This is a genomic window from Paraburkholderia sp. JHI2823 (assembly GCF_038900695.1).
Taxonomy (GTDB): domain Bacteria; phylum Pseudomonadota; class Gammaproteobacteria; order Burkholderiales; family Burkholderiaceae; genus Paraburkholderia; species Paraburkholderia mimosarum.
The window spans coordinates 1-830 of the sequence record NZ_JAYMRY010000158.1; the positions used below are offsets into that span (position 1 = coordinate 1).

The following is an 830-nucleotide window of genomic DNA, read 5'->3' on the forward strand; positions in this document are numbered from 1 at the left end:
TGCAGATGGTATGGACGCCTCCCCCCGGAAACGGGCCGTCGTGGAAGTGACGACCCGGGCGCGGGAGACTTGGCACGCGTCGGTCTGCGTGTGCCAAAGTAAGGGTGCCCGTAAACCGTGCATCAAGGAGAACCGGAAATGAAACCCACCCTTATCGGAATGGACATTGCCAAGCAGGTATTCCAGCTTCATGCACTCGACCCGCAGAGCGGCCAGATCGAAAGACTCAAGCTAAAGCGTGCACAGGTTCTCGAGTTTTTCGCCAGGCGCTCACCTTCGATTGTTGTGATGGAAGCGTGTGGCAGCGCACACGACTGGGCGAGACGGCTGCAGCAGCTCGGTCATGATGCGAGGCTCATCTCCGCCCGGTCGGTGCGGCCGTTTGTGTTGCGTAACAAGACCGACGCGGCCGATGCCCGAGCCATCTGCACAGCGGCGCAGCAGCCGGACGCGCGCTTTGTTGCTATCAAGAGTGAAGATCAGCAAGCCATCCTCGCGATACATCGGATGCGTGCCCAACTCATGAAGTTCCGCATCATGCAAACCAACGCGTTGCGCGGTCTGCTGTACGAGTTCGGCGAAGCACTGCCCGAGAGCTATCGGGCCTTCACCAAAGCATTCCCTGCCACGCTTGCAGGCGTCGCTGAACGTCTGCCAGCAATCCTGATCGACAGCCTGCGTGAGCAATGGAATCGCGTTCAGGCCACCGACAAGGAAATCGCCGTGCTTGAGCGTCGGCTCGCTACCGCCTTTCGTAACAACGGGGACTGCCAGAAGGTCGCCGACATCCCTGGCGTTGGCCTTCTCACGGCCACCGCGACGGTTGCATC

At 60.5% G+C, this 830-nt stretch carries 1 protein-coding gene; it reads left to right on the forward strand.

Annotated elements, in window-relative coordinates; translation table 11 throughout:
- Positions 1–138 precede the first annotated feature (138 nt).
- Positions 139–830: IS110 family transposase (locus VSR34_RS38060; RefSeq protein ID WP_342965195.1), on the forward strand; the 692-nt coding region annotated here is incomplete at its 3' end.